Origin of the sequence: Rathayibacter sp. VKM Ac-2879 (genome assembly GCF_015351245.1) — a bacterium.
GTDB lineage: Bacteria > Actinomycetota > Actinomycetes > Actinomycetales > Microbacteriaceae > Rathayibacter.
In genome coordinates this window covers 180,224-200,639 of record NZ_JADKSO010000001.1, presented here as the reverse complement: position 1 = coordinate 200,639, position 20,416 = coordinate 180,224, and the positions used below count along the sequence as shown (strand labels likewise).

Here is a 20,416-nt window from a genome sequence, read left to right as displayed (position 1 = left end):
CGCTCCCTCCCCTCCCCCCAGGCCTGGCCGGTACTGTGAGCAGAACCGGTTCGTCTCCGGTCTGTCCCCCGTCCACTAAGCGAAGCGGAACCATCGTGACCAACCGCGGCACAAACCTCGATCCCTGGTACAACTCCTATGCGGAGCGCACGGCCGGCCTGGCCGCCAGCGAGGTTCGAGCCCTGTTCGCCGTGGCCTCGCGACCCGAAGTGGTCTCGCTCGCGGGAGGCATGCCGTTCGTCTCCGCCCTTCCCGCGAACCTCATCTCCGCCGCGATCGACTCCGTCATGCGGGAGCAGGGCCCGGTCGCTTTGCAGTACGGCTCGGGCCAGGGAGTTCCGGTCCTCCGGGAGCAGATCCTCGACGTCATGGCCCTCGAAGGCATCTCGGCTAGCGCCGACGACATCGTCGTGACCACCGGGTCGCAGCACGCGCTCGAACTCGTCTCGAAGCTCTTCCTCGACCCCGGCGATGTCGTGCTCTCGGAAGGGCCGAGCTACGTGACGGCGATGGTCATCTTCCGCTCCTACCAGGCACAGATCGAACACGTGCCGATGGACGAGCACGGTCTGATCCCCGAGGCATTGCGCGAGCACATTGCCCGCGTCCGCGCGGCGGGCAAGACCATCAAGTTCCTCTATACGATCCCAACCTTCCACAACCCGGCGGGCGTGACCCTCAGCTGGGAGCGTCGCGTCGAGATTCTCGAGATCTGCAAGGCGGAGGGCATCCTCGTCCTCGAGGACAATCCCTACGGCCTCCTCTACTTCGATGATGTGCCGCCGAAGGCTATGCGCTCGCTCGAGGAGGACGGTGTCATCTATCTCGGCACCTTCTCGAAGACACTCGCCCCCGGTTTCCGGGTTGGCTGGGCCTTGGCGCCGCACGCCATCCGAGAGCGGTTGATCCTCGCGAACGAGGCGGCCGTCCTGAGCCCGTCTTCGTTCAGTCAGCTCGTCATCTCGAAGTACCTCGAGACCGCGGATTGGCGGTCACAGATCGACACCTTCCGAGGCGTCTATCGGGAGCGCAAGGAGGCGATGCTTCGCGGCCTGCAGAACCACCTACCCGGACTCGAATGGACGAACCCGAACGGCGGGTTCTACGTGTGGTTGACCCTCCCCGAGGGACTCGACTCGAAGGCGATGCTCCCGCGCGCCGTGAAGGAGCTGGTGGCGTACACGCCCGGTACAGCCTTCTACGGCAACGGAGACGGCCGAAGCAACATTCGACTCTCGTTCTGCTACCCCACTCCCGAACGGATCGGCGAGGGAATCCGGCGCCTGGCCACGGTGGTCAACGGCGAGATCGATCTGCTGTCGACCTTCGCCGGGACAGGCTCGCTCACGCCCGTCGACTCCCGTCGACGCGACGCCGCTCTTCCCCCGAACATCTCCTGACTCGTCATTCCCGCTTCGCTGATTCAAGAAAGCCCTGGTCATGACCGATTTCTCCGCGCTCGACCGCCCCCTCGACATTGTCGTCATCAGCGGAGGCATCAGTCACGAGCGGGATGTGTCGCTCCGCTCCGGTCGCCGCGTCTCCGACCGCCTCTCGGCGATGGGGCATCGGGTCACTCTCCATGAGCCCGATGCCTCCCTCCTCAGTGCCCTGCTCGACCATCGACCCGACGTCGTCTGGCCCGCCGTCCACGGGGCGAGTGGTGAAGATGGTGCCCTGCTCGGCCTGCTTGAGGCAGCCGGACTCGCCTACGTCGGGTCGCGGACCGACGCTGCACGTCTCGCCTGGTTCAAGCCGACCGCGAAGACGCTGGCCGCGCGCGCGGGCCACTCCACCCCGCGCTCGGTGACGCTTCCCCGCGAGGCCTTCCGCGAGCTCGGTGCCGCGGGAATCCTCGCCCAGGTCGAAACCCACCTCCCCGGGCCACTGGTGGTGAAGCCCGCGCAGGGCGGTTCCGCCCAGGGTGTCAGCATTGTGGCGGAGTCGGAGCAGCTCCCCCGCGCGATGGTCGAGGCGTACACCTACGGCGATGTCGTGCTCATCGAGCAGCAGGTCCAGGGAACAGAGATCTCCGTGGGCGTTCTCGACCTCGGCGACGGTCCCTTCGCGCTGCCGCCCGTCGAGATCGAGCCGGTTGCTGGTCGCTATACCTTTGAGGCGCGCTACAACGCGGGCGAGACCCGCTTCTACACACCGGCGCGAGTCTCGGAGGAAGCTCTTGTCGAGGTCTCGCGTGTCGCCGTCGCTATTCACGAGCTTCTCGGCCTCCGTCACCTCTCTCGCATCGACTTCATCGTCGACGACGACGGAACCCCCTGGTTCTTCGACGCCAATGTGCTTCCCGGGATGACGGAGACCTCCCTCGTGCCGCAGGCGATCGAGGCGTCGGGGCGGTATCTCGGAGACGTCTACTCCACCCTCGCGCGCCTCGCCGCTGCGGAGTGACGCGGAGCGTTTCACGTGAAACGCTGACATCGCCGTCTCCCGCGCGGCCCACGCCCCGTGGTTGTCGAGTAAGTCAGGGCAGTGGCATCCGTTTGCTCTAGCGCAGTAGGTCGATGGAGGTCCGGCGTCAAGACATCGGCGAGAAGCGCGCCTTGCGCAGGGGAGAAAGACGTCCCATTGATGTGGTGGTCCGATTCCGAGTCGTTCGCCGTACGCATCGGTGATCCGCTTTCCTCGTGCGGAGAGGGCTTTTCGGGCCTCTGGAGCGTAAGGACAAGCGCGCCGCAGATCCAGCAGACGAGCTGCTCGGTCAGGCCGCACACGGTATGAGCGTACACGGTCTGTGCTCACACGGTGACCGATGATCGACCATCAGACTGCGCGCCGATCACTGTGGGGTGCGCACTGAACGACATCAGGAGGGCGGAAACAGCGCCCGCCTCCACGCGGGAATACTGCCGCGAATGTCCTCCGCTCGGTGGGCCATGACACCCCAGGCTGCGTCGACGTCTGCGAACCCGAATCCGGGGGCCGCACGGGCACAAGCGAGAGGAACCAACGAGGGACTGACGGAGCTGAAGTACGGGGCATTCCCCCACGTTGCCACTCTGCTCAGTGAGAACATGCCGTTTCACGTGAAACGTCGATGAGAAGTCGGCGCGGGCCACCCACGTCACCGCGCGCACCCCCACCCCGACTCCCCCACAACGATGTTCGCACTGCAAGGAAGCGCGACACCGTGACGCGCCGTTTCACGTGAAACGGCTACGGGGCGAGGGAGACCTCGTTCGGCTCTCCCAATTCTGAGAGGATGCGATTGAGGTCGCGAATCGTCGCGAAGTCGATCACAACCTGGCCCTTTCGCGCACCCAAGGTCACCTTCACTCGCGTGTTCAGGCGATCTCCCAGATGTTCGGCAATCGAGGCGAGGTGACCGGCGTGCCCGCCTTCCTCCTCCAGCTCCCCGCGCTTCGTCGCCCGAGGAGCCTTCAGCTGAGCAGCGGCGGCCTCGGCAGCGCGCACGGAAAGATCCTCGTTCACGATCTTGTCGGCAAGCCGACGCATCAGCTCCTCGTCGTCGAGAGAGAGGACTGCTCGCGCATGTCCAGCGCTCAACACCCCCGCAGCGACGCGCGTCTGCAGCTCGGTGGGCAGGCGGAGGAGGCGGAGCGTGTTCGAGATCTGCGGGCGGGACCGTCCCAGGCGCGTTGCGAGAGCCTCCTGAGTGATGCCGAAGTCACTCAAAAGCTGCTGGTACGCAGACGCCTCTTCCAGGGGATTCAGCTCCGCGCGGTGAAGATTCTCGAGAAGCGCGTCACGAAGCATGTTCTCATCGGCCGTATCCTTCACCACCGCCGGAATGGTGGTGAGGCCAGCCGCCTTGGAGGCGCGGAAGCGCCGTTCTCCCATCACGAGCTCATACTTGGCACCCTTGCGCCCCGTGACGGGACGCACGACGACGGGCTGCAGCACGCCGAACTCACGGATGCTGTGCACGAGCTCGGCCAGATCGTCCTCGTCGAACACCGAGCGCGGCTGCGCGGCGTTGGGCACGATCTCCGTGAGGGGAAGACGGGCGAGTCGCGCGCCGGGGACCTCCAACAGCTCCTCCGAACGCGCCGCATCGCCGACCTGGTCGGGGAAGAAAACGTCGACCGGCCGAGACCGAGCCTCGTCACCGGTGGGAATGAGGGCACCGATACCCCGGCCGAGACCTGTCCGTTTCGTGGCCATCAGCGCACCTCTCCTTCGTTCTGACTCATCTTCGGAGCGCCGCGGCGGGCGATCTCCGCCGCCGCCTCCAGGTAGGCGAGCGAGCCCGACGACTGCGGATCGTAGCTGATCACGCTCTGTCCGTAGCTCGGTGCCTCCGAGATGCGCACGTTGCGCGGAATCACGGCCCGCAGCACCTCCTTCGGGAAATGCTCACGGACGTCGGCCGCCACCTGGTTCGACAGATTGGTGCGCCCGTCGAACATCGTCAGGAGAATCGTCGAGACGCCGAGATTCGGGTTCAAATGGCGCTCGATCAGGTCGATGTTCTTCAGGAGCTGACTGAGGCCCTCCAGCGCGTAGTACTCGCACTGGATCGGGATCAGTACCTCTCGCGCGGCGACGAAGGCGTTGATCGTCAGGAGACCGAGCGATGGCGGGCAATCGATGAAGACATAGTCGAAGGGCTCCGCCATCGACTCGAGCATGCGATCGAGTGCGCGGCGGAGGCGCTGCTCGCGCGCGACGAGCGAGACCAGCTCGATCTCGGCGCCGGCCAAGTGGATCGTCGCCGGAACACCGTACAGCGTCGGGAACTCGGGGCTCCTCTGCACGACATCGGCGAGCGGGGTGTCGTTCACGATGACGTCGTAGACGCTCGCGGTCTCGGCACGATGTTCGATGCCGAGCGCCGTGGAGGCATTGCCCTGCGGATCGAGATCGATGACGAGCACCTTCGCATCGCCCCGCGCGAGCCCCGCGGCCAGATTGACCGTCGTGGTCGTCTTGCCCACCCCACCCTTCTGATTCGAGATGGTGATGACGCGAGTCGACTCCGGCTTCGGTAGCGCCTGTGCGGCGAGGAGCGCACGACGCCGTGTCATATCCGCGATCTCGCGGGCAAGCGGCGTCGAGGAGTCGAATCCTCCGGACAGGCCGGTGGCATCGGATTGTTTCACGTGAAACCTTCGCTCAGCGGGTGGGACGGGCGTGCAGCACCGAGGAGTCGACGGTCGCGGATTCGGAGATCACGGACGACGTCGTGGCGATCATCCCACTGTAGCTCGGACGACCCTCGTCACCTCAGAGAGCACGCCCTCTCCGAGCACGAGAACCTCCGGCGGCGAGAGCCGGAAGCGACGGATCTGCTTCTCGGCCGCCGCGATCTCCCTCTCGGCGCCGACGCCCTTGAGCAGCACCAGCTCTCCACCCGGACGAAGCAATGGCGCGGTCCAGGGAATGAGCTTCGACAGGGCGCTCACCGCGCGAGCGGTCACCTGGTCGAGCGGCGTGCTCAGCGACACCTCCTCGGCGCGCGCACGAACAACTGAGACATTGTCAATATCGAGAGCCTGGATCTGCTCGTCGAGCCAGCTCACGCGACGTTCCATCGGCTCGATGAGCACGAATTGCACGTCGGGCCGCAGGATCGCCAGCACGAGCCCGGGAAGCCCCGCCCCACTTCCCACATCGCCGACGACTCCCGGACGCAGCAGGGGCGCCACCAGGGCGCTGTTGAGCACGTGCCTGGTCCAGAGTCGCGGGAGTTCGAGTGGACCGATCAGGCCACGCTCCTCACCCTGCTCGGCGAGAGCAGCGGTGAAACGTCGCAGCAACGGGAGCCGATCGCCGGCGATGACGGAGGCGGCGGTCGGCTCCTGCTCGAGTGTCGCCTCCACGGCTCAGCCGCGGGTGATGACGGTGTGGCGCTCGCGCGCCTCACCACGCGATTCGGAGACGAAGCCGCGCTCCCCCACCATGTCGTGCACCAGCTTGCGCTCGTAGGACGACATCGGCGGAAGGGAGGCCGACGTCGCACCCTGCTCGATGCGCTCGATCGCGCGGTCGACCAACTGAGCCAGCTCGGCCTCGCGCGCGTCGCGCGAGCCACCGATGTCGAGGATCAGGCGCGAGAACGCACCCGTCTTCGTCTGCACGGCGAGGCGCGTCAGCTCCTGAAGAGCCTGCACGGCGTCAGGCTTCGAGAGCACGCGCAGGTTCGAGTCACCCGATGCCGTCACCGAGAGGTAGACGCGCCCGTTGCGCACCTCGATGTCGATGTCTCCATCGAGATCGCAGATGTCGAGGAACTCCTCGATGTAGTCGGCTGCGACGTCACCCTCGTCCTCCAGCTGGGCGAGCGAGGACTCGGGAGAGACGGACGAGTCGTCGATTGTCGTCTCCGTCTCGGGGATCGAGGTGGTGTCGAGAGTCTGCATCGGATCGGTCATGAGGGGTCTACTTCTTTCCGGCTTGCTTCTTGGAGCGGTTCTTGCCGACCGGCTGCGCGCGTTGCGAGGCCTTCTTCTCGACGAGGAGGACCTCACCGGCGTCGCTCGTCTCCTCGACCAGCTTGCCCTTGCGTCGCAGACGCTCCTCGCGGGCCTTGGCTGCCTCGCTGCCAGGCGTAGGCATGTTCCGGATCACGATGAACTGCTGGACCATCGTCCACACGTTCGAGGTCAGCCAGTAGAACATGACGCCGAGGGGGAAGGCGAAGCCCGAGAAGGCGAACACGAGAGGGAGGATGTAGAGCAGGATCCGCTGCTGCTTGAACGTCGGCGACGCCTTGGCCTCGGGCGACATGTTGCGCGAGACGATCTGCAGCTGAGTGATGAACTGTGAGGCGGTCATGAGGACCACCATGGTCACCGCGATCACGACGACGAGCTCCTGGCCGCCCTGGGCGAGCGCGCCCTGAATCGACTGGTGCAAGGGGGCGACGCCGAAGAGATTGGCCTCGCCGAACTGGCGGGCAAGAGTGTCGTCGAGAGGTCCTACTCCGCGCTGGCTGTGCTGCGCGGCGTTCAGCACCGAGAACAGGCTGAAGAAGATCGGCATCTGGATCAGAAGCGGAAGGCAGGAGGCGAGCGGGTTCGTGCCCGTGCGCTTGTAGAGCTCCATGGTCTCGCGCGACATCGCCTCTCGAGAGAGCTGGTCGCGCTTGCCCTTGTACTTGTCCTGGATCTTCTTCAGCTGCGGAGCGACTTCGAGCATCCGGCGCTGGCTCTTGATCTGCTTGACGAAGATCGGGATCAGGGCGGCACGAATCACGAGCACGAGGCCGACGATGGAGAGGACCCACGTGAGGCCCGCCGCCGCTTCGAGACCCGCGAACGTGAGGAGCTGATGGAAGGCGACGAGGAGCAGCTCGACCACCCATTTGAGGGGCAAGAGGATGGTACCGAGGAGGTCCATGGAGTGGGTCAGTCCTTTCGAGGACTCACGACGAACCCGAATCGCGTGATAGCGACAGGGGTCCGACCGGGAGCCGGTCGGTGCAGGGGAATCGAGGTCGGGACGTCGTCGATGCCGCCCGCCGCCCACGGGTGGCAGCGGAGGAGCCGTCGAACCCCGAGAACGGAGCCCAGAGCGAGCCCGTGGAGTTGGATCGCCTGGAGCGCGTACGAGGAGCACGACGGGTAGTACCGGCAGACATCGCCGTACAGCGGCGAGATCACGGCGCGATAGACGATCAGCAGCAGAATGCCGGCATTGCGCGGGATGAGCAGAATCGTGTGCGCGATCCGCGCGAGCGAGCCAACCGACCCAGGAACGACGGCCGTCACGAGACGGTCCCGCTCAGCCGCGCGTCACGCGAGCGCAGGACGGCGGCGGCCACTTCGTGGCGCAAGGCGCTCCAGGGGGCCGCCGCACTGCTCGGCAGGGCACGGATGACGATGTCGGTGCCGACGTCGAGCTGTGTGACCAGTTCGAACGCCACGGCCTTGAGCCTGCGGCGGACGGTGTTGCGGGTCACGGCCGAGCCAACCGTCTTGGCGACGATGAACCCGAACCGCGCGGGGGTGGCTGCGGCCGACCTCCGGACATACGTGACGGTGTGCGGTCCCGTGGACCGCACACCGCGACGGACGACTGTCCGGTACTCGCCCCCGTGGACGATGCGATTGGCTCTGGCCAGCACCGCTGGTGGGTATCGCTCTGTACTACGCGGACAGCTCGGTGCGCCCCTTGGCGCGACGGGCGCTCAGGATGGCGCGGCCGGCGCGGGTGCGCATGCGCAGACGGAAGCCGTGCACCTTGGCGCGACGGCGGTTGTTCGGCTGGAAGGTTCGCTTGCTCATGATTCGTTCTCCACGTACGTGTTCCACGGTGCGAACCGAACCACTCGGTCGAGGGTTCCGGATCCTCCGGGAAGAAGGGGTGCCCGACTCCGACTTCGCCCGGCCCGCGAGGGCCGCACAGAGGACGCCGGGCAGGCGTCAACTGACTAAAACTACGGCCTTCGCCCTCACCGGTCAAATGTGCCGCAGGCCAAACTCTGATTCTGCGGTCAAGACACAGAGTTCGGTGCATTGACACGCCGCGGTCGCTGTGGTGGATTTGTCTCCCATCGGCTCCGTTCGTTACCGTGTTGAGCCGCAGTTATCCACAGGACGGATGCTCTCCCTCCCGCGCCCACACTGCGATCGACCGTGATCGGTGGAAAGACCTGTGGAGAGGCCGGCCCGGAGACACCGCTCGGGCGCCCCCGCCGGCAGCAGGACCCAACACCGCGTCGAGCCGACTCCGGCCGTGCCAGCCAACCCCAGACACACCTAACCGACAGCGACACCGCAGCGACCGAGGACCGGAGACAGATGGCAGACGACACGTCGATGGTCGACGCCTGGAACGTGATCCTCGGAGCCCTCTCGCAGGACGAGCGCATCACCGCGCCCCTCTACGGATTCGTGTCGCTCGTCGAGCCCAAGGGGATCATGGCGGGCACCTTCTATCTCGAGGTCCCCAACGAGTTCACCCGCGGCATGCTCGAGCAGCGCGTCCGCGTACCGTTGCTCAGTGCTATCGGCACCCTCGACTCCTCCTTCGGCGTCTCGACCTTCGCGTTCGTAGTGAACCCCGACATCGAGCACGAGCCCCTCAGCTCGCCCTCGCCGGGAGAGTCGACGAACCCGTTCGAGCCGATCACCGGCTCCTCCGCCACGGTCACGCCAAGCCGCGTCACCGAGGAGTTGCGCACGGTTCCGGCAACCGACACCCGGCTCAACCCGAAGTACAGCTTCGACAACTTCGTCATCGGAGGCTCCAACCGCTTCGCGCACGCGGCCGCCGTCGCCGTCGCCGAGGCTCCCGCGAAGGCCTACAACCCGCTCTTCGTCTACGGCGACTCGGGGCTCGGCAAGACCCACCTCCTCCACGCCATCGGCCACTACGCGATGAGCCTCTACCCAGGCATCCGCGTCCGCTACGTGTCGAGCGAGGAGTTCACCAACGACTTCATCAACTCGATCGCGAACAACCGGGGCAATGCCTTCCACGGGCGCTACCGCAACGTCGACATCCTCCTGATCGACGACATCCAGTTCTTGCAGGGGAAGGCCGAGACGCAGGAGGCGTTCTTCCACACCTTCAATCAGCTGCACGACCACAACAAGCAGGTCGTGATCACCTCGGACCTGCCTCCCAAGGCACTGACCGGATTCGAGGACCGGATGCGCTCGCGCTTCGAGTGGGGTCTCATCACGGACGTGCAGGCGCCGGACCTCGAGACGCGCATCGCGATCCTCCGCAAGAAGGCCGTGAGCGAGAAGCTGCTCGTCCCCGACGACATCCTCGAGTTCATGGCCTCGAAGGTGTCGAGCAACATCCGCGAGCTCGAGGGGACTCTCATCCGCGTCACCGCCTTCGCAAGCCTGAACCGCACGCCGGTCGACATGTCACTCGTGCAGACCGTGTTGAAAGACCTGATCACGCTCGACGAGGACAACGTCATCTCGCCGGTCGACATCATCAATCACACCGCCGACTACTTCAAGCTCACGGTCGACGACCTCTACGGCTCCTCCCGCTCGCAGGCCGTCGCGACCGCGCGCCAGATCGCGATGTATCTGTGTCGCGAACTGACGAACCTCTCGCTGCCCAAGATCGGACAGCTGTTCGGCAACCGCGACCACACGACGGTCATGTACGCGAACAAGAAGATCTCGGAGCTCATGAAGGAGCGCAGGAGCATCTACAACCAGGTCACCGAGCTCACCACCCGCATCAAGACTCACCGCTAAGGCGCGCCTGCTCATTCTTGCCTCGCGGGATGATCTCTCGGTGGTCAGGGTGCTGTGCTGACGGGAGTCCAGTGGGAGCGAGTCAGTCCGCTGTCTCCGTCGCCGGCGCCTCTCGTCGCAATTGCTCGGGGTGACGGTCCCACGACGACAAGCCGGCCCCCGCACGCGATGAGGCCGGTGCATCCCTCAGCCGACCGGGCTCTCCGGGCGTCGCACCCTCTTCGCCGCACCCGGAAGGCGCCGCCTGAACCCCCGGATCGGTCGAATTCCACAGTGTGAGGAACTTGTGGATAACTGTGGACAACCGCGCTCGACCTGTGCGGGCAGCGCACCGAGCTGTGGAGGAGAGCGGAGCGATCCTGATCCCTCCACAGGCCGTCCACGAGCGAGCTCACACGTCCTCCACAGGGCAGGACCCCCGCCATCCCCATTGGCCGTAGGGCTCCGCGATGTTTTCCACAGTTTCCACACGTGTTAACACTGTTAACGCAGTTCTCTCTTTAACAAGGGGCGATCGACAACCTCCCCACAGCGGTCCGAGCCCGCGCGCGGTCCGCACGCTTCCGAGAGCAACGAGACCGGCGGGTACGATGGGCGACGGTCTTCGTCCGCGACTCGTCAGGGGTGTACTCGTGAGGTTCCAAGCCAACCGTGATGTCTTCAGCGAGGCGGTGTCGTTCGCGGTCAAGTTGCTGCCGCAGCGCACGACTCTGCCGATTCTGTCTGGCGTCCTCATCGAGGCGACCGCGGAAGGCCTGACACTCTCCTCCTTCGACTACGAAGTCTCGGCTCAAACGCAGATCGCGGCCGACGTCGAAGAGACTGGCACTGTGCTCGTGTCGGGGCGCCTCCTCGCCGACATCGCCAATCGTCTGCCCAATGCGCCCGTCCGCATCGCGACGGAGGAGTCGCGCGTCTCGGTCTCGGCCGGATCCGCGCACTTCACGCTCCTCCAGATGCCCGTCGAGGAATACCCGAGCATCCCCGAGATCGATGCCGCGACGGGCCTCGTGCCCGCTGAGGCGTTCTCGGCCGCCATCTCACAGGTCGCTGTCGCAGCCTCCCGCGACGACGTGACCCCCGTGATCACCGGCGTGCAGCTCGAGATCACCGAGAACACCCTCGGACTCGTCGCGACCGACCGCTACCGCGTCGCCGTGCGCGAGATCGAGTGGGACAACGGCGACAACGCCGCCCCCGCCCAGCCGCTCACGGCTCTCGTCCCTGCACGCACCCTGCAGGAGGTCGGCAAGACCTTCGGCCACTCCGGCACGGTGTCCGTGTCGATCACCCAGCGCGACGAGCGCGAGCTGATCGCGTTCACCGCCGACCGCAAGACGGTCACCTCGCTCCTGATCAAGGGCAACTTCCCTCCCGTGAAGCGGCTCTTCCCCGGCACCGTCGACAACTACGCGGTGATGGCGACGAGCGACCTCATCGAGGCCACCCGCCGAGTCTCGCTCGTCCTCGAGCGCGAAGCCGCGCTGCGCTTCAGCTTCAGCAGCGACGGGCTCACCCTCGAGGCGATCGGATCCGAGCAGGCGCAGGCCTCCGAGAGCATCGACGCGATCGTGACCGGTGACGATGTGACGGTCTCCCTCAAGCCGCAGTTCCTTCTCGACGGGCTGGCCGCGGTGCACTCGGAGTTCGTACGCATCTCGTTCACGAAGACCGAGAACCCCAACAAGCCCGGCCCGGTTCTCATCACGGCGCAGACCTCGCGCGACCAGCCCGGCAGCGACAGCTACCGCTACCTGCTCCAGCCCAACCTGCTGCTGCGCTGAGCACCGCCCTCGGATCGCAGCGCCGCGATCGTTACGCTCCCGACGAGCGCCCGCCCGCCGGACATCGAATCCAGGAAGGTTCACCCATGCACATCGGACTCGTCGGCCTCGGCAAGATGGGCGACAACATGCGCTCCCGCCTCCGCGAGAAGGGACTCGAGGTCACCGGTTACGACCGCAACCCTGACGTCTCCGACGCGGCCTCTCTCGATGAGATGGTGGCAGCCCTCCCCGCGCCCCGCATCGTCTGGGTGATGGTGCCGGCGGGCGAGATCACCGACTCGGTGATCCAGGATCTCTCCGAGAAGCTCAGCGAGGGTGACCTCGTCATCGACGGCGGCAACTCGCGCTTCACTGAGGACTTCAAGCACGATGCGTTGCTGAAGCCCAAGGGCATCCACTACATCGACGCCGGCGTGTCCGGCGGCGTGTGGGGCCTCCAGAACGGCTATGGCCTCATGGTCGGCGGTCCGAAGGAACTCGTCGACTACGCCATGCCGGTGTTCGACGCGCTGCGCCCCGAGGGTCCCCGTGAGGAGGGCTTCGTCCACGTCGGCGAGGTCGGCGCCGGCCACTACGCGAAGATGGTCCACAACGGCATCGAGTACGCGCTGATGCAAGCGTTCGCCGAGGGCTACGAGCTCCTCGAGACCCGCAGCGACATCATCAAGGACGTCACCGGCACGTTCAAGGCGTGGCAGCGCGGCACGGTCGTACGCTCCTGGCTGCTCGAGCTCCTCGTCCGTGCGCTCGAGCAGGACCCGGACTTCAAGAACATCGAGGGCTACGTGCAGGACTCGGGTGAAGGCCGCTGGACCATCGAGGAGGCGATCAACAACGCCGTCCCGGTGCCCACGATCAGCGCCTCCATCTTCGCGCGCTTCGTCTCGCGCCAAGAGGACTCCCCCGCGATGAAGGCGGTCGCGGCGCTGCGCAACCAGTTCGGCGGGCACTCCGTCAAAGCGGTCGACTGAGTCCTCCGGCTCGGATTGCCGTCGGGAGCCCTCACGGCGGCAGCGTTCCGCAGAATCGGGAATGGACTGCGACCCGTCGCCGCCGTGAAGCGGGAATGCTCTCACGGGGTGGCGGGCTTCCGGCCGCACCGGACTGTCGTGGCTGAGAGAGGGACGGAGGTGGCGACGTGCGGGTGACGCAGCTGGCGCTCAGCGACTTCCGGAACTACGAGTCGGTCGACGTCGAGCTCGTCCCGGGGCCCAACCTCTTCGTCGGGCGCAACGGGCAGGGCAAGACCAACCTGGTGGAGTCGCTCGGCTACCTCTCGACCCTCGGCTCGCACCGCGTCTCCAGCGACCAGGCGCTGATCCGGTCCGGCCGGGACAGCGCAGTGGTCCGGGCCCGCCTCCGCAACGGCGAGCGCGAGCTGCTCGCGGAGGTGCAGATCAACCGCTCCTCCCCCAACCGGGCGCAGATCAACCGGGGCGGCATCAAGCCGCGCGAGCTGCCCCGCTTCTTCTCGAGCGTTCTCTTCGCGCCGGAGGATCTCCTCCTGATCCGAGGCGACCCCTCGGTGAGGCGTCGTTTCCTCGACCAGCTCGTGGTCCTCCGCTCGCCCCGAATGAGTGCCGTGCAGGCCGACTACGAGCGGGTGCTGCGTCAGCGCACGTCGCTGCTCAAGTCGGCCCGGGCCAGCGGTCTCCGCGATCCCGCGAAGTTCGGCACGCTCGACATCTGGGACGAGCGGCTGATCGCGCTCGGCACCGAGATCGTCCAGTCGCGTCTGTCGCTGATCGGCGAGCTGAGCGGTCCCGTTCGCTCGGCGTACGAGGCGGTGGCGGGAGCCGACCAGCGACCGGTCCTGCGTTCGCGGCTGAGCATCGAGGGCGCGGTCGACGACGAGGGCGAGCCTGTGGAGGTCTCCTCCCCCTCGCCGACGGCCGGAGAAGGTCTGGCCGAGGCCTTCGCCTCCGCCTTGGAGGGCGTACGTCGCCGGGAGCTCGATCGCGGGCTCTCCCTGGTCGGCCCGCATCGCGACGACGTGCAGTTCGAACTGAACGAGCTCCCGGCCAAGGGCTACGCGAGTCACGGCGAGAGCTGGTCGTTCGCGCTCGCCCTCAAGCTCGGAGCGGCCGAACTGCTCCGTCGAGACTCCCCCATGGGCGATCCGGTGCTCATCCTCGACGACGTGTTTGCGGAGCTCGATGCGCGGAGGCGTGAGCGCCTCGCCTCCGTCGTCGCCGACTACGAGCAGGTGCTCATCACCGCGGCCGTGTTCGACGACGTTCCCGAGGCGCTCGCGGCGCACACCGTGCGGATCGAGGCGGGTCGGATCGTGGACGGCGACGATCCGCCGGGGCAGGGCGATGACTGACCCCGGGCGCCGCGGCTCCCCCGTCCCCGAGTCCGAGGCCGCGCGTGTGTACCGTCACCTCAAGGAGGTGTTCGGCGCCGACGGTCCGCGCCGTGTGCGCAAGACCGTCGAGCGCGCCGAGCCGAAGGGTGATGCGGCTCCGTTCGGCTCGGGTCGCGACCCGCACGACCTCGGCGATGTCCTCGACTCCCTCACCGTGAAGCTCGGGTGGACGGCGCCGCTGGCGCAGGGCGATCTGATGGCGTCATGGACCGCGATCGCCGGCGAGGAGACCGCGAGGCACTCCACTCCAGTCGGCGTGACGGACGGCGTGCTCACGGTCGCTTGCGAATCGACGGCGTGGACGACCCAGCTGCGACTGATGCGGGTCGAGATCATGAACCACATCGCCGTCAACTTCCCCCAGGCGGGCATCGCGTCGATCCGTTTCCAAGGCCCGGACGTCCCGAACTGGAAAAAGGGCCCCAGGTCGATTCCAGGGCGTGGTCCGCGCGATACCTACGGCTGACGACGCATTTTCGGTCGACCGGCGATCTTTCGCGCCGCAGATCGCCTCTCAGCGCCTCCGACCGCCCCCTCACGCGATAGAATGGAGGGCCGCCGAATCGTAGCGACGCATCCCCGTGGGAGGTCTCCAGACCACCGCGCGCGCCGCGACGGACCGTCAGAGGAGAACTCAACAGCCATGACAGCCGAGCCGAACGACTCCCCGTCACCCGCAACGATCGACCAGGAGGAGAACGGCACGGCCGCTCCTTCCCAGGGGATGTCGACGAAGTCGTCCGGCGACTACGGTGCCAATCAGATTCAGGTCCTTGAGGGCCTCGAAGCGGTGCGTAAACGCCCCGGCATGTACATCGGCTCGACAGGCCCCCGTGGTCTGCACCATCTGGTCTACGAGATCGTCGACAACGCGGTCGATGAGGCGCTCGCAGGCTACTGCGACAACATCGAGGTCGTCATGCTCGCCGACGGAGGCGTCACCGTCGCCGACAACGGCCGCGGCATCCCCGTCGACGTCCACCCGACGGAGGGCATCTCGACCGTCGAGCTCGTGCTGACGGTGCTGCACGCGGGCGGCAAGTTCGGTGGAGGCGGCTATGCGGTCTCCGGCGGTCTCCACGGCGTCGGCTCCTCCGTCGTCAACGCGCTCTCGACACGCCTCGAGGTCGAGGTCAAGCGTCAGGGCGCCGCCTACCGGATGAGCTTCAGCGACGGTGTGCCGGATGCCCCCCTCGAGCAGGGCGAAGCCACGGACGAGACCGGCACGATCATCACCTTCTGGCCCAACGCCGAGATCTTCGAGACCATCGAGTTCGACTACGAGACCCTGCGGGCCCGTTTCCAGCAGATGGCCTTCCTCAACAAGGGCCTCCGCATCGCTCTGACCGACGAGAACGAGGTCGAGTTCGACGGCGAGGGAGAAGACGAGACCTCAGGTGCCCGCAGCGACGTCTTCCACTACGAGAAGGGCCTCGTCGACTACGTCGAGTACATCAACTCGCTCAAGAAGTCCGACCTTGTGCACTCGGAGATCATCGACTTCGAGTCAGAGGACACCGAGCGTCGCATCTCGCTCGAGGTCGCGATGCAGTGGACGACCGCGTACACCGAGAGCGTCCACACCTACGCGAACACGATCAACACCCACGAGGGCGGCACACACGAGGAGGGGTTCCGTGCGGCACTGACGACGCTCGTCAACCGCTACGCGCGCGCGAACAACCTCCTCAAAGAGAAGGACGAGAACCTCTCCGGCGACGACATCCGCGAGGGGCTCACCGCCGTCGTCTCGATCAAGCTCGGCGAGCCGCAGTTCGAGGGACAGACCAAGACCAAGCTCGGCAACACCGAGGCCAAGGCGTTCGTCCAGCGCGTGGCCGGCGAGCAGCTCGCCGACTGGTTCGATCGCAATCCGAGCCAGGCGAAAGACATCATCCGCAAGGCGATCCAGGCCGCCACTGCCCGCATGGCGGCGCGGAAGGCGCGCGAGACAGCGCGACGCAAAGGCCTCCTCGAGGGCGGCGGCATGCCGGGCAAGCTCAAAGACTGCCAGTCGAAGGATCCGTCGATCTCGGAGATCTTCATCGTCGAGGGCGACTCGGCGGGAGGGTCCGCGGCCCAGGGCCGCAACCCCGAGATGCAGGCCATCCTCCCCTTGCGCGGCAAGATCCTCAACGTCGAGAAGGCGCGGCTCGACCGGGCGCTCGGCAACAACGAGGTCCAGGCGATGATCACCGCGTTCGGCGCCGGCATCGGGGAGGACTTCAACCCCGACAAGGCCAGGTACCACAAGATCATCCTGATGGCCGACGCCGACGTCGACGGCCAGCACATCACGACGCTCCTGCTGACGCTGCTGTTTCGGTACATGCGTCCGCTGATCGACCTCGGCTATGTCTATCTCGCGCAACCGCCGCTGTACCGGCTCAAGTGGTCGAACTCGCCCCACGAGTACGTCTACAGCGACCGTGAGCGCGACGCGCTGCTCGCCCACGGCGTGGCGACCAACAAGCGCATACCCAAGGAGAACGGGATCCAGCGCTACAAGGGTCTCGGCGAGATGGACTACAAGGAGCTGTGGGAGACCACGATGGACCCGGCGACCCGCACCCTCCTGCAGGTCACCCTCGATGACGCGGCCGCCGCCGACGAGGTCTTCTCGACCCTGATGGGCGAGGACGTCGAGTCGCGCCGCTCCTTCATCCAGAAGAACGCGAAGGACGTCCGGTTCTTGGACATCTGACCCTCCGGATGACCCGACGAGAAGGATCGCGTCCGCGCGCGACGAGCTGAGAAGACAGAGACATGGCAGACGAAGCAGACACCCCCACCGGACCGGCCGACGGCGACGAGATCATCACCGAGACCGGCGTCGTGATCCACGGCCACGACAAGATCGAGCCCGTCGATCTGCAGCTCGAGATGCAGCGTTCGTATCTCGACTACGCCATGAGCGTCATCGTCGGGCGCGCGCTCCCCGAGGTCCGCGACGGCTTGAAGCCCGTGCACCGACGCGTGATCTACGCCATGTACGACGGCGGATACCGCCCCGACAAGGCTTTCTCGAAGTGCTCGCGTGTTGTCGGCGACGTGATGGGCCAGTTCCACCCGCACGGCGACTCCGCCATCTACGACGCGCTCGTGCGCCTCGTGCAGCCGTGGAGCCTCCGCTACCCGCTCGCGCTCGGGCAGGGCAATTTCGGCTCGCCCGGCAACGATGGCGCGGCGGCCCCCCGGTACACCGAGACCAAGATGGCTCCGCTCGCCCTCGAGATGGTCCGCGACATCGACAAGAACACCGTCGACTTCCAGGACAACTACGACGGCCGCACCCGCGAGCCGGCCATCCTTCCGGCCCGCTTCCCCAATCTGCTGGTCAACGGCTCGGTCGGCATCGCGGTCGGCATGGCCACGAACATCCCTCCGCACAATCTGCGCGAGGTCGCGGCCGGCGCCAAGTGGGCGCTCGAGAACCCGGAGGCGACGCGCGAGGAGCTTCTCGAGGCTTTGCTCCAGCGCATCAAAGGCCCCGATTTCCCGACCGGCGCGCAGATCCTCGGTGTCCGCGGCATCCAGGATGCGTACCGCACGGGGCGTGGCTCGATCACCATGCGTGCGGTGGTCTCGATCGAAGAGATCCAGGGCCGTACCTGCCTTGTCGTTACCGAGCTTCCGTACCAGGTGAACCCCGACAACCTCGCGATCAAGATCGCGGAGCTGGTCAAGGACGGCCGGGTATCGGGCATCGCCGACATCCGCGACGAGACCTCCGGTCGTACCGGCCAGCGCCTCGTGATCGTCCTCAAGCGCGACGCCGTTGCCAAGGTCGTGCTCAACAACCTCTACAAGCACACCCCCCTGCAAGAGAACTTCGGCGCGAACATGCTCGCGATCGTCGACGGCATCCCGCGCACCCTCTCGCTCGACGGCTTCATCCGCGCGTGGGTCGACCACCAGGTCGAGGTCATCGTCCGCCGCACCCAGTTCCTGCTCGACGAGGCGGAGGCGCGGATCCACATCCTGCGCGGCTACCTCAAGGCGCTCGACGCGCTCGACGAGGTCATCGCCCTCATTCGCCGCTCCCCGACCGTGGAGGAGGCGCGCGACGGCCTCATGGAACTCCTCGACATCGACGAGGTGCAGTCCCGCGCGATCCTCGACATGCAGCTGCGTCGACTCGCGGCCCTCGAGCGTCAGAAGATCATCGACGAGCACGACCGCATCCAGGCCGAGATCGAGGACTACAAGTCGATCCTCGCGAGCCCCGCTCGTCAGCGCACGATCATCTCGGAGGAGCTCGACGAGATCGTCGATCGCTTCGGCGACGACCGGCGCACCGAGATCCTCTTCGGCTTCGACGGCGACATGAGCGTCGAGGACCTCATCCCCGAGGAGGAGATGGTGGTCACGGTCACCCGCGGCGGCTATCTCAAGCGCACCCGCAGCGACTCCTACCGGGCACAACACCGCGGCGGTCGCGGAGTGCGCGGCGCCCAGCTGAAGGCCGACGACATCGTTGAGCACTTCTTCGTGACGACCACCCACCACTGGCTCCTCTTCTTCACGAACACCGGCCGCGTCTACCGTGCGAAGACCTACGAGCTCCAAGAGGCGAGTCGCGATGCCAAGGGGCAGCACATCGCCAACCTGCTCGCGTTGGAGCCGGGCGAGCAGATCGCGCAGATCCTCGACATCCGCGACTACGAGGCGGCGCGTTATCTCGTGCTCGCGACGCGCGACGGACTGGTGAAGAAGACGGCCCTGGCCGAGTACGACACCAACCGCTCCGGGGGCATCATCGCGATCAAGCTTCGCGAGGGCGATGAGCTGGTCTCGGCGCTCCTCGTCGAGGAGGACAGCGATGTGCTGCTCGTCTCGCGCAAAGGCATGTCGATCAGGTTCACCGCGACCGACCAGGCGCTACGGCCCATGGGCCGCTCGACGTCGGGGGTGATGGGCATGTCGTTCCGCGGCGAGGATCGCCTCCTCGACGCCAACGTCGTCACCGACGAGGGCTTCGTCTTCGTGGTCACCGAGGGCGGATACGCCAAGCGCACGGCCGTCGACCAGTACCGCCTGCAAGGGCGCGGCGGTCTGGGCATCAAGGTCGCCAAGCTCGAAGAGAAGCGGGGCGACCTGGTGGGTGCGATCATCACCGGAGAGGACGACGAGGTCCTCGTGGTCCTGGCCAGCGGCAAGGTGGTACGCTCTGCCGTGGCCGAGGTACCGGCCAAGGGTCGCGACACGATGGGGGTCGTCTTCGCACGATTCGCCGAGGATGATCGCATCATCGCACTCGCCAAGAACACCGAACGCAATCTCGACGCCCAGGACGAGGATCCCGACGCCGCGGCGCCGGCCGAGTCCACTCCGGTGTCGGAGGAGGATGGGTCAGTAGATGAGTAGCACCGTCGCCGAGAAGCTCGCCAAGAAGTCCGCGAAGAGCCCGGCGGCGAAGCAGGTCCGTCTGAAGCTGGTCTACGTCGACTTCTGGTCGGCGGTGAAGCTCTCGTTCCTCCTGGGGCTGACGCTCGCGATCATCACGATCGTGGTCACCTACCTCGTCTACACGGTGCTCGCGCAGACCGGCGTGTTCAACCAGGTGAACGGTCTGGTGCAGGAGATCGCGGGTGCGGAGGCGTTCGATCTCAACACGGTCATCTCCCTCCCCCAGGTGATGGGCTTCGCGATCGTCGTGGCCGTGCTCAACACGATCGTGACCACGGCGCTCGGGGCGATCGTGGCGCTGCTGTACAACCTCAGCGTCAAGATCACCGGTGGTCTGCTGGTCGGCTTCACCAATCAGTAGCCGCGTCTCGGCCGATTGGGTTTCTGACGCGACGTCGGGTAGAGTCTCATCTGGCCATTTCGGGGGTATAGCTCAGGCGGTTAGAGCGCTTCACTGATAATGAAGAGGTCCCAGGTTCAAGTCCTGGTACCCCCACCCGTGCCGAACGGCCCGACACCTCGCGGTGGCGGGCCGTCCGACTCTTCGCGCAGGATCCGTCCGGCGCCGGCCCGGGGCCTTAGCTCAGTTGGTAGAGCGCCTGCTTTGCAAGCAGGATGTCAGGAGTTCGAATCTCCTAGGCTCCACACATCACTCGACAGCCGCCGATCCCTCAACGCGCGCTTTGTGGCTCGCAGCGTCTCGAAGG

At 66.3% G+C, this 20,416-nt stretch carries 18 protein-coding genes and 2 tRNA genes; 12 read left to right on the top strand and 8 right to left on the bottom strand.

The window, feature by feature from the left end; translation table 11 throughout:
- Positions 1–95: 95 nt before the first annotated feature.
- Together ITJ45_RS00945 and ITJ45_RS00940 are read left to right on the top strand one after the other, a co-directional pair.
- Positions 96–1,400, top strand: a complete 1,305-nt coding sequence (locus tag ITJ45_RS00945; RefSeq protein ID WP_194606970.1) for a PLP-dependent aminotransferase family protein — start codon at positions 96–98, stop codon at positions 1,398–1,400.
- 40 nt (positions 1,401–1,440) lie between these two features.
- A complete protein-coding gene (locus ITJ45_RS00940; protein WP_194606969.1) occupies positions 1,441–2,406 on the top strand; it encodes a D-alanine--D-alanine ligase family protein in 966 nt (321 codons plus the stop codon).
- Positions 2,407–3,171: 765 nt separating this feature from the next.
- On the opposite strand, the gene ITJ45_RS00935 is transcribed toward ITJ45_RS00940, so the two are convergent.
- The 8 genes from ITJ45_RS00935 to rpmH all read right to left on the bottom strand — a co-directional run bounded on the left by ITJ45_RS00935 (position 3,172) and on the right by rpmH (position 8,204).
- Positions 3,172–4,140, bottom strand: a complete 969-nt coding sequence (locus ITJ45_RS00935) for a ParB/RepB/Spo0J family partition protein (RefSeq protein ID WP_194606968.1) — start codon at positions 4,138–4,140, stop codon at positions 3,172–3,174.
- Positions 4,140–5,003: a ParA family protein gene (locus tag ITJ45_RS00930; protein WP_194607685.1), complete on the bottom strand. Its 864-nt coding sequence runs from the start codon at positions 5,001–5,003 to the stop codon at positions 4,140–4,142. Before ITJ45_RS00930 ends, ITJ45_RS00935 begins: the two co-directional genes overlap by 1 nt.
- A gap of 165 nt (positions 5,004–5,168) precedes the next feature.
- Complete coding sequence (gene rsmG, locus ITJ45_RS00925; protein ID WP_194606967.1) at positions 5,169–5,798, bottom strand: 16S rRNA (guanine(527)-N(7))-methyltransferase RsmG; 630 nt, start codon at positions 5,796–5,798, stop codon at positions 5,169–5,171.
- 3 nt (positions 5,799–5,801) lie between these two features.
- Positions 5,802–6,350 (bottom strand): protein jag, encoded by a 549-nt coding sequence (locus tag ITJ45_RS00920; RefSeq protein ID WP_228493395.1) that lies wholly within the window; start codon positions 6,348–6,350, stop codon positions 5,802–5,804.
- A 7-nt stretch (positions 6,351–6,357) separates the two neighbouring features.
- Positions 6,358–7,317 carry a membrane protein insertase YidC gene (gene yidC, locus ITJ45_RS00915; protein ID WP_194606966.1) on the bottom strand — a complete coding sequence of 320 codons (960 nt, stop codon included), beginning with the start codon at positions 7,315–7,317 and terminating at the stop codon, positions 6,358–6,360.
- A gap of 8 nt (positions 7,318–7,325) precedes the next feature.
- Positions 7,326–7,688 carry a membrane protein insertion efficiency factor YidD gene (gene yidD, locus ITJ45_RS00910; RefSeq protein ID WP_323742803.1) on the bottom strand — a complete coding sequence of 121 codons (363 nt, stop codon included), beginning with the start codon at positions 7,686–7,688 and terminating at the stop codon, positions 7,326–7,328.
- Positions 7,685–8,044, bottom strand: coding sequence for a ribonuclease P protein component (gene rnpA / locus ITJ45_RS00905; protein WP_194606965.1), 360 nt, complete (start codon positions 8,042–8,044; stop codon positions 7,685–7,687). The genes yidD and rnpA overlap by 4 nt, the downstream gene beginning before the upstream one ends.
- Before the next feature lie 22 nt (positions 8,045–8,066).
- Entirely contained in the window at positions 8,067–8,204 is a 138-nt protein-coding gene (gene rpmH, locus ITJ45_RS00900) for a 50S ribosomal protein L34 (protein ID WP_027692766.1), read from the bottom strand.
- A 516-nt stretch (positions 8,205–8,720) separates the two neighbouring features.
- Here rpmH and dnaA point away from each other — a divergent pair.
- The 10 genes from dnaA (at position 8,721) to ITJ45_RS00850 (ending at position 20,354) form a co-directional block, all read left to right on the top strand.
- Positions 8,721–10,145 (top strand): chromosomal replication initiator protein DnaA, encoded by a 1,425-nt coding sequence (gene dnaA, locus ITJ45_RS00895; protein WP_194606964.1) that lies wholly within the window; start codon positions 8,721–8,723, stop codon positions 10,143–10,145.
- Positions 10,146–10,777: 632 nt separating this feature from the next.
- Positions 10,778–11,929 (top strand): DNA polymerase III subunit beta, encoded by a 1,152-nt coding sequence (dnaN, locus tag ITJ45_RS00890; protein WP_194606963.1) that lies wholly within the window; start codon positions 10,778–10,780, stop codon positions 11,927–11,929.
- Entirely contained in the window at positions 11,926–12,903 is a 978-nt protein-coding gene (gene gnd / locus ITJ45_RS00885) for a phosphogluconate dehydrogenase (NAD(+)-dependent, decarboxylating) (RefSeq protein ID WP_228493453.1), read from the top strand. The genes dnaN and gnd overlap by 4 nt, the downstream gene beginning before the upstream one ends.
- Before the next feature lie 167 nt (positions 12,904–13,070).
- Complete coding sequence (recF, locus tag ITJ45_RS00880) at positions 13,071–14,258, top strand: DNA replication/repair protein RecF (protein ID WP_194606961.1); 1,188 nt, start codon at positions 13,071–13,073, stop codon at positions 14,256–14,258.
- Positions 14,251–14,766: a DUF721 domain-containing protein gene (locus tag ITJ45_RS00875; RefSeq protein WP_194606960.1), complete on the top strand. Its 516-nt coding sequence runs from the start codon at positions 14,251–14,253 to the stop codon at positions 14,764–14,766. Before recF ends, ITJ45_RS00875 begins: the two co-directional genes overlap by 8 nt.
- Before the next feature lie 258 nt (positions 14,767–15,024).
- Positions 15,025–17,004 (top strand): DNA topoisomerase (ATP-hydrolyzing) subunit B, encoded by a 1,980-nt coding sequence (gene gyrB, locus ITJ45_RS00870; protein WP_228493451.1) that lies wholly within the window; start codon positions 15,025–15,027, stop codon positions 17,002–17,004.
- Between the two features lie 62 nt (positions 17,005–17,066).
- A complete protein-coding gene (gene gyrA, locus ITJ45_RS00865) occupies positions 17,067–19,667 on the top strand; it encodes a DNA gyrase subunit A (protein ID WP_194606958.1) in 2,601 nt (866 codons plus the stop codon).
- The gene (locus tag ITJ45_RS00860; protein WP_194606957.1) at positions 19,660–20,070 is read left to right on the top strand and encodes a DUF3566 domain-containing protein; all 411 of its coding nucleotides are present in this window, start codon (positions 19,660–19,662) and stop codon (positions 20,068–20,070) included. Before gyrA ends, ITJ45_RS00860 begins: the two co-directional genes overlap by 8 nt.
- Positions 20,071–20,131: 61 nt before the next feature.
- Positions 20,132–20,205 (top strand) — tRNA-Ile (locus ITJ45_RS00855).
- Between the two features lie 76 nt (positions 20,206–20,281).
- A tRNA-Ala gene (locus ITJ45_RS00850) sits at positions 20,282–20,354 on the top strand.
- Positions 20,355–20,416 lie beyond the last annotated feature (62 nt).

Coding starts and splice junctions, on each gene's coding strand:
- ITJ45_RS00920 (WP_228493395.1), bottom strand. CDS start 6,350: ATGACCGATCCGATGCAGACTCTCGACACCACCTCGATCCCCGAGACG.
- gyrB (WP_228493451.1), top strand. CDS start 15,025: ATGTCGACGAAGTCGTCCGGCGACTACGGTGCCAATCAGATTCAGGTC.
- dnaA (WP_194606964.1), top strand. CDS start 8,721: ATGGCAGACGACACGTCGATGGTCGACGCCTGGAACGTGATCCTCGGA.
- ITJ45_RS00860 (WP_194606957.1), top strand. CDS start 19,660: ATGAGTAGCACCGTCGCCGAGAAGCTCGCCAAGAAGTCCGCGAAGAGC.
- rpmH (WP_027692766.1), bottom strand. CDS start 8,204: ATGAGCAAGCGAACCTTCCAGCCGAACAACCGCCGTCGCGCCAAGGTG.
- ITJ45_RS00940 (WP_194606969.1), top strand. CDS start 1,441: ATGACCGATTTCTCCGCGCTCGACCGCCCCCTCGACATTGTCGTCATC.
- ITJ45_RS00930 (WP_194607685.1), bottom strand. CDS start 5,003: ATGACACGGCGTCGTGCGCTCCTCGCCGCACAGGCGCTACCGAAGCCG.
- ITJ45_RS00875 (WP_194606960.1), top strand. CDS start 14,251: ATGACTGACCCCGGGCGCCGCGGCTCCCCCGTCCCCGAGTCCGAGGCC.
- gyrA (WP_194606958.1), top strand. CDS start 17,067: ATGGCAGACGAAGCAGACACCCCCACCGGACCGGCCGACGGCGACGAG.
- ITJ45_RS00935 (WP_194606968.1), bottom strand. CDS start 4,140: ATGGCCACGAAACGGACAGGTCTCGGCCGGGGTATCGGTGCCCTCATT.
- yidC (WP_194606966.1), bottom strand. CDS start 7,317: ATGGACCTCCTCGGTACCATCCTCTTGCCCCTCAAATGGGTGGTCGAG.